At 58.5% G+C, this 6,080-nt stretch carries 5 protein-coding genes; all 5 read left to right on the forward strand.

All coding sequences use genetic code 11. The features are described 5' to 3' along the window. The first annotated feature begins 65 nt into the window (after positions 1-65). The 5 genes from IM299_RS10750 (at position 66) to amtB (ending at position 5,982) form a co-directional block, all read left to right on the forward strand. Positions 66-524, forward strand: a complete 459-nt coding sequence (locus IM299_RS10750) for an Lrp/AsnC family transcriptional regulator (RefSeq protein WP_008503307.1) — start codon at positions 66-68, stop codon at positions 522-524. 30 nt (positions 525-554) lie between these two features. Continuing rightward, positions 555-2,327 carry a SmdA family multidrug ABC transporter permease/ATP-binding protein gene (locus IM299_RS10755; RefSeq protein WP_045631409.1) on the forward strand — a complete coding sequence of 591 codons (1,773 nt, stop codon included), beginning with the start codon at positions 555-557 and terminating at the stop codon, positions 2,325-2,327. Then, complete coding sequence (locus IM299_RS10760; RefSeq protein ID WP_193357467.1) at positions 2,320-4,101, forward strand: SmdB family multidrug efflux ABC transporter permease/ATP-binding protein; 1,782 nt, start codon at positions 2,320-2,322, stop codon at positions 4,099-4,101. The genes IM299_RS10755 and IM299_RS10760 overlap by 8 nt, the downstream gene beginning before the upstream one ends. A gap of 220 nt (positions 4,102-4,321) precedes the next feature. After that, positions 4,322-4,660, forward strand: coding sequence for a P-II family nitrogen regulator (gene glnK / locus IM299_RS10765; protein ID WP_008503304.1), 339 nt, complete (start codon positions 4,322-4,324; stop codon positions 4,658-4,660). 35 nt (positions 4,661-4,695) lie between these two features. Then, the gene (gene amtB, locus IM299_RS10770) at positions 4,696-5,982 is read left to right on the forward strand and encodes an ammonium transporter AmtB (protein ID WP_014882787.1); all 1,287 of its coding nucleotides are present in this window, start codon (positions 4,696-4,698) and stop codon (positions 5,980-5,982) included. Positions 5,983-6,080: the final 98 nt, after the last annotated feature.

Genomic DNA, 6,080 nt, shown 5'->3' on the forward strand with positions numbered 1-6,080 from the left:
AAAATTGTTGCTATCTGGCCTTTAAAATAGAATGAAGGGAGAAAAATTTTCTCTATGAGGTGGGTATGCTAGATAAAATTGACCGCAAGCTCCTTTCATTGCTGCAAAGTGACTGTACCCTCTCTTTGCAGGCGCTGGCAGATGCCGTTAATCTGACCACCACACCGTGCTGGAAGCGCCTAAAAAAGCTGGAAGATGACGGCATTCTTCTGGGGCGCGTCGCATTACTCGATCCCGAAAAACTGGGGCTTGGGCTGACGGCATTTGTGCTGATAAAAACCCAACACCACAGCAGCGAGTGGTATTGCCGCTTCGTCACTCAGGTGTCTGAGATGCCCGAGGTGCTCGGCTTCTGGCGTATGGCCGGCGAGTACGATTACCTGATGCGCGTCCAGGTGGCTGACATGAAGCGCTATGATGATTTCTACAAGCGGCTGGTGAACAGCGTCCCGGGCTTGTCGGACGTCACCTCAAGCTTCGCCATGGAACAGATTAAGTACACCACAGCCTTACCCATTGAATAACTTCGTAAAATACCTTCAGGAACAAACCGCGTGCGATTATTTGCCCAATTAAGCTGGTACTTTCGTCGGGAGTGGCAACGCTACCTCGGTGCAGTCGCCCTGCTTATTATCATTGCCATTTTGCAGCTGATCCCGCCGAAGGTGGTGGGCTACGTCGTGGATGGCGTCACTGAACAGCATTACACCACCGCACGGGTGTTGATGTGGGTTGGCACACTGGTGCTGACGGCGGTCATTGTTTATCTCCTGCGCTACGTCTGGCGCGTGCTGCTGTTTGGTGCGTCCTATCAGCTGGCCGTTGAGCTGCGTGAAGATTTTTACCGCCAGCTGAGCCGACAGCATCCCGAATTTTATCTGCGTCATCGCACCGGGGATCTCATTGCCCGCGCGACGAACGACGTCGATCGCGTGGTCTTTGCCGCCGGGGAAGGGGTGCTGACGCTGGTGGATTCGCTGGTGATGGGCTGTGCGGTGCTGATCGTCATGTCCACGCAGATCAGCTGGCAATTAACCCTGCTTGCCCTGCTGCCGATGCCGATCATGGCGCTGGCGATCAATCGCTACGGCGAACAGTTGCACGAGCGCTTCAAGCTGGCGCAGGCGGCGTTTTCTTCTCTGAACGATCGCACCCAGGAGAGCATGACCAGCATCCGCATGATCAAAGCGTTTGGCCTGGAAGATCGGCAGTCCGCGCTGTTTGCGGCCGATGCGGCAGACACGGGGGCGAAAAACATGCGCGTCGCGCGTATTGATGCGCGATTTGATCCAACGATTTATGTCGCAATCGGCATGGCAAACCTGCTGGCGATTGGCGGCGGGAGCTGGATGGTGGTGCAGGGCACATTGACCCTGGGGCAATTGACCAGCTTTGCGATGTATCTGGGGCTGATGATCTGGCCGATGCTGGCGCTGGCCTGGATGTTTAATATCGTAGAGCGCGGCAGCGCCGCCTACAGCCGCATCCGCGCCATGCTGGCCGAAGCGCCGGTGGTCAATGACGGCAGCGAAGCGGTGCCGGAAGGGCGCGGCATAATGAACGTCGACGTTCGCAAATTTGTCTATCCGCAAACGGAACATCCGGTGCTGGAGAACGTTAGCTTTACACTGCGGCCGGGCCAGATGCTGGGCATCTGCGGCCCGACGGGGTCCGGAAAAAGTACCGTGCTCTCTCTGCTTCAGCGCCACTTTGACGTCACCGAGGGCGATATCCGTTTCCATGATATCCCCCTGGCGAACCTGCTGCTGGACGAGTGGCGTGGCCGTCTGGCGGTAGTCAGCCAGACGCCGTTTTTATTTTCGGACACCGTGGCGAATAACATTGCGCTTGGTCACCCGTCGGCGACGCAGGAAGAGATCGAACACGTGGCGCGCTTAGCCAGCGTACATGACGATATTTTGCGTCTGCCGCAGGGCTACGAAACGGAAGTCGGGGAACGTGGCGTCATGCTGTCCGGCGGGCAGAAACAGCGAATCTCGATTGCCCGCGCGCTGCTGCTGAATGCTGAAATCCTCATTCTGGATGATGCGCTCTCCGCCGTGGATGGTCGTACCGAGCATCAGATTCTGCATAACCTGCGCCAGTGGGGCGACGGACGCACGGTGATTATCAGCGCCCACCGTTTGTCAGCGCTCACCGAGGCCAGCGAAATTCTGGTCTTACAGCACGGACACATTGCCCAGCGCGGACAGCATGAAACGCTTGCCGAGCAGCCGGGCTGGTATCGCGATATGTACCGCTATCAACAGCTTGAGGCGGCGCTGGACGATGCGCCGGAACAGGATCAGGAGGCCACCAATGCGTAAGCTCGGAACGATGTGGCCGACGCTCAAACGTCTGCTGGCCTACGGCTCGCCGTGGCGCAAACCCCTCTCCGTGGCCGTGCTTTTACTCTGGATAGCGGCGATTGCTGAGGTGAGCGGGCCGCTGCTCATCAGCTACTTCATCGACAATATGGTCGCCAAAAGCTACCTGCCGCTGGGGCTGGTGGCGGGCTTAGGCGTGGCCTACGTTGGGTTGCAGCTGGCGGCGGCAGGGCTGCACTATGCGCAGTCGCTGCTGTTTAACCGTGCCGCCGTGGGCGTGGTTCAGCAGCTGCGCACGGATGTAATGGACGCGGCGCTTCGCCAGCCGCTCAGCGAGTTTGATATCCAGCCGGTCGGGCAGGTGATTTCGCGCGTGACCAACGATACCGAAGTGATCCGCGACCTGTACGTCACCGTGGTCGCGACGGTGTTACGCAGCGCGGCGCTGATCGGCGCGATGCTGGTGGCGATGTTCAGCCTCGACTGGCGCATGGCGCTGGTGGCGATTACCATCTTCCCGGCGGTGCTGATCGTGATGATCATCTACCAGCGCTACAGCACGCCAATCGTGCGTCGGGTGCGCGCCTATCTGGCCGACATTAACGATGGCTTCAACGAAGTGATTAACGGCATGAGCGTCATCCAGCAGTTCCGCCAGCAGGCGCGCTTTGGCGAGCGGATGGGCGAAGCCAGCCGATCGCACTATATGGCGCGTATGCAGACGCTGCGCCTTGACGGCTTCCTGCTGCGTCCGCTGCTCAGCCTTTTCTCTGCGCTGGTGCTTTGCGGTTTACTGATGCTCTTTGGCCTGAGCTCAAGCGGTACGATTGAAGTGGGCGTGCTGTACGCTTTTATTAGCTATCTGGGGCGCCTTAACGAGCCGCTGATCGAGCTCACGACCCAGCAATCGATGCTGCAGCAGGCGGTCGTCGCCGGCGAGCGCGTGTTTGAGCTGATGGACAGGCCGCGCCAGGCCTACGGTCATGACGAGCGACCTCTGCAAAGCGGCGCCATTGCCTTTGATAACGTCTCGTTTGCCTATCGCGAAGACCGGCTGGTGTTGCATGACATTACGCTGGATGTCCCGTCGCGCGGTTTCGTGGCGCTGGTGGGACATACGGGAAGCGGCAAGAGCACGCTCGCCAGCCTGTTGATGGGCTACTACCCGGTCACGCAAGGCGAAATCCGCCTCGACGGACGCCCGCTCGCGTCTCTCAGCCACAACGTGTTGCGTAAAGGCGTCGCGATGGTGCAGCAGGATCCGGTCGTCCTGGCCGATACCTTCTACGCCAACGTGACCCTGGGGCGAGACTACTCTCAGGAGCAGGTATGGGAGGTGCTGGAAAAAGTGCAGCTGGCAGACCTGGCGCGCGGGTTTAGCGACGGGATTAATACCCGGCTGGGCGAGCAGGGAAACAACCTCTCCGTTGGGCAAAAGCAGCTTCTCGCGCTGGCGCGGGTGCTGATTGAAACTCCGCAGGTGCTGATTCTGGATGAAGCGACGGCCAGCATTGACTCCGGCACCGAGCAGGCTATCCAGCAGGCGCTGGCCGCGGTACGCGACCATACGACGCTGGTGGTGATTGCCCATCGCCTTTCCACTATTGTCGATGCCGATACCATTCTGGTGCTGCATCGTGGACAAGCCGTGGAGCGCGGGACGCACCGTGAACTGCTGGAAGCCAAAGGGCGCTACTGGCAGATGTATCAGCTTCAGCTGGCGGGCGAAGAACTGGCCGCCAGCGTGCGCGAGGAAGAGTCGCTCAGCGCCTGATGCACCAAAACAAAGCAACGCGCTAACAGTCATTCCTGTTGGTGCAATTCTGAAACGCACCGTGCACCGACATGGTGCGTTTTTTTTCGCCGGTTCGTTAAGGAAGACGGCATAACGCTCGTCGCACCGCTTTTCTCCCTCCATTTCATTTCTGGCACACCCCTTGCAATACCTTTTGCGTGAGCTGCGGCCATTACCGAATTCTGACTGGAGGGGATCTATGAAGCTGGTTACGGTGGTAATCAAACCATTCAAACTGGAAGACGTGCGTGAAGCATTGTCCTCAATGGGTATTCAGGGACTGACTGTCACCGAAGTGAAAGGCTTTGGTCGTCAGAAGGGTCATGCCGAGCTTTATCGCGGGGCGGAATACAGCGTTAACTTTCTGCCAAAAGTAAAAATTGATGTCGCGATTGCTGACGATCAGCTTGATGAAGTGATTGATGTGATTAGCAAAGCGGCCTACACCGGCAAAATTGGCGACGGCAAAATTTTCGTTGCCGAACTGCAGCGCGTCATTCGCATTCGTACCGGCGAATCTGACGAAGCGGCACTGTAAATAACGCCTGGCACACAGTGATAGGGATCGAGAAAATGAAGATAGCAACACTTAAAACGGGTCTGGGTTCGCTGGCACTGCTGCCGGGCCTGGCGCTGGCTGCTCCTGCCGTGGCAGACAAAGCCGATAACGCCTTTATGATGATCAGCACCGCGCTGGTGCTGTTCATGTCTATCCCGGGCATTGCGCTGTTCTACGGCGGCCTGATCCGCGGCAAAAACGTTCTCTCCATGCTGACGCAGGTTGCCGTGACGTTCGCGCTGGTCTGCGTGCTGTGGGTGGTTTACGGTTACTCGCTGGCCTTCGGTACCGGTAACGCCTTCTTTGGTAACTTCGACTGGGTAATGTTGAAAAATATTGAGCTTACCGCGCTGATGGGCAGCTTCTACCAGTACATCCACGTCGCGTTCCAGGGCTCGTTCGCCTGCATTACCGTCGGGCTGATCGTGGGCGCGCTGGCGGAGCGCATCCGTTTCTCTGCCGTTCTGATCTTCGTGGTGGTCTGGCTGACCCTCTCCTATGTGCCGATTGCGCACATGGTCTGGGGCGGTGGTCTGCTGGCAACGCACGGCGCGCTGGACTTTGCGGGCGGTACCGTTGTACATATCAACGCCGCGGTAGCGGGTCTGGTGGGCGCATACCTGATTGGCAAACGCGTGGGCTTCGGTAAAGAGGCGTTCAAACCGCATAACCTGCCGATGGTGTTTACTGGTACGGCTATCCTCTACTTTGGCTGGTTCGGCTTCAACGCCGGCTCCGCAAGTGCCGCGAACGAAATCGCCGCGCTGGCCTTCGTAAACACCGTTGTGGCGACGGCGGGTGCAATTCTCTCCTGGGTATTCGGCGAGTGGGCGGTACGCGGTAAACCTTCCCTGCTGGGTGCCTGTTCAGGGGCGATTGCCGGTCTGGTCGGTATCACCCCCGCGTGTGGCTATGTGGGGGTCGGTGGTGCGCTGCTGGTGGGACTGGTCGCGGGCCTGGCAGGTCTGTGGGGCGTCACCGCACTGAAACGCGTGCTGCGCGTGGATGACCCTTGCGATGTGTTCGGCGTCCACGGCGTGTGCGGCATCGTCGGCTGTATCATGACCGGCATCTTCGCCGCGAAATCACTGGGTGGCGTGGGCTACGCAGAAGGTGTCACCATGGTTCATCAGGTGCTGGTGCAGCTGGAAAGTATCGCTATCACCGTGGTGTGGTCTGCCGTTGTCGCCTTCATTGGCTATAAGCTGGCGGATATGACCGTTGGGCTGCGCGTACCGGAAGAGCAGGAGCGCGAAGGTCTGGACGTCAACAGCCACGGCGAGAATGCGTATAACGCCTAATAAAAAGCAAAACGGCAACTTCGGTTGTAATGCCGATCAGTTAAGGATCGGTTGACCGATCCAGTGGCTGTGTAAGAATCCGGAAATGTTTACCCGTT

Source organism: Enterobacter cloacae complex sp. P47BA (assembly GCF_014930485.1).
Taxonomy (GTDB): Bacteria; Pseudomonadota; Gammaproteobacteria; order Enterobacterales; family Enterobacteriaceae; genus Enterobacter; species Enterobacter bugandensis.

Excerpts from the sequence above, each read along its gene's own strand:
- IM299_RS10750 (WP_008503307.1), top strand. The coding sequence starts at position 66 with ATGCTAGATAAAATTGACCGCAAGCTCCTTTCATTGCTGCAAAGTGAC.
- IM299_RS10760 (WP_193357467.1), top strand. The coding sequence starts at position 2,320 with ATGCGTAAGCTCGGAACGATGTGGCCGACGCTCAAACGTCTGCTGGCC.
- glnK (WP_008503304.1), top strand. The coding sequence starts at position 4,322 with ATGAAGCTGGTTACGGTGGTAATCAAACCATTCAAACTGGAAGACGTG.
- amtB (WP_014882787.1), top strand. The coding sequence starts at position 4,696 with ATGAAGATAGCAACACTTAAAACGGGTCTGGGTTCGCTGGCACTGCTG.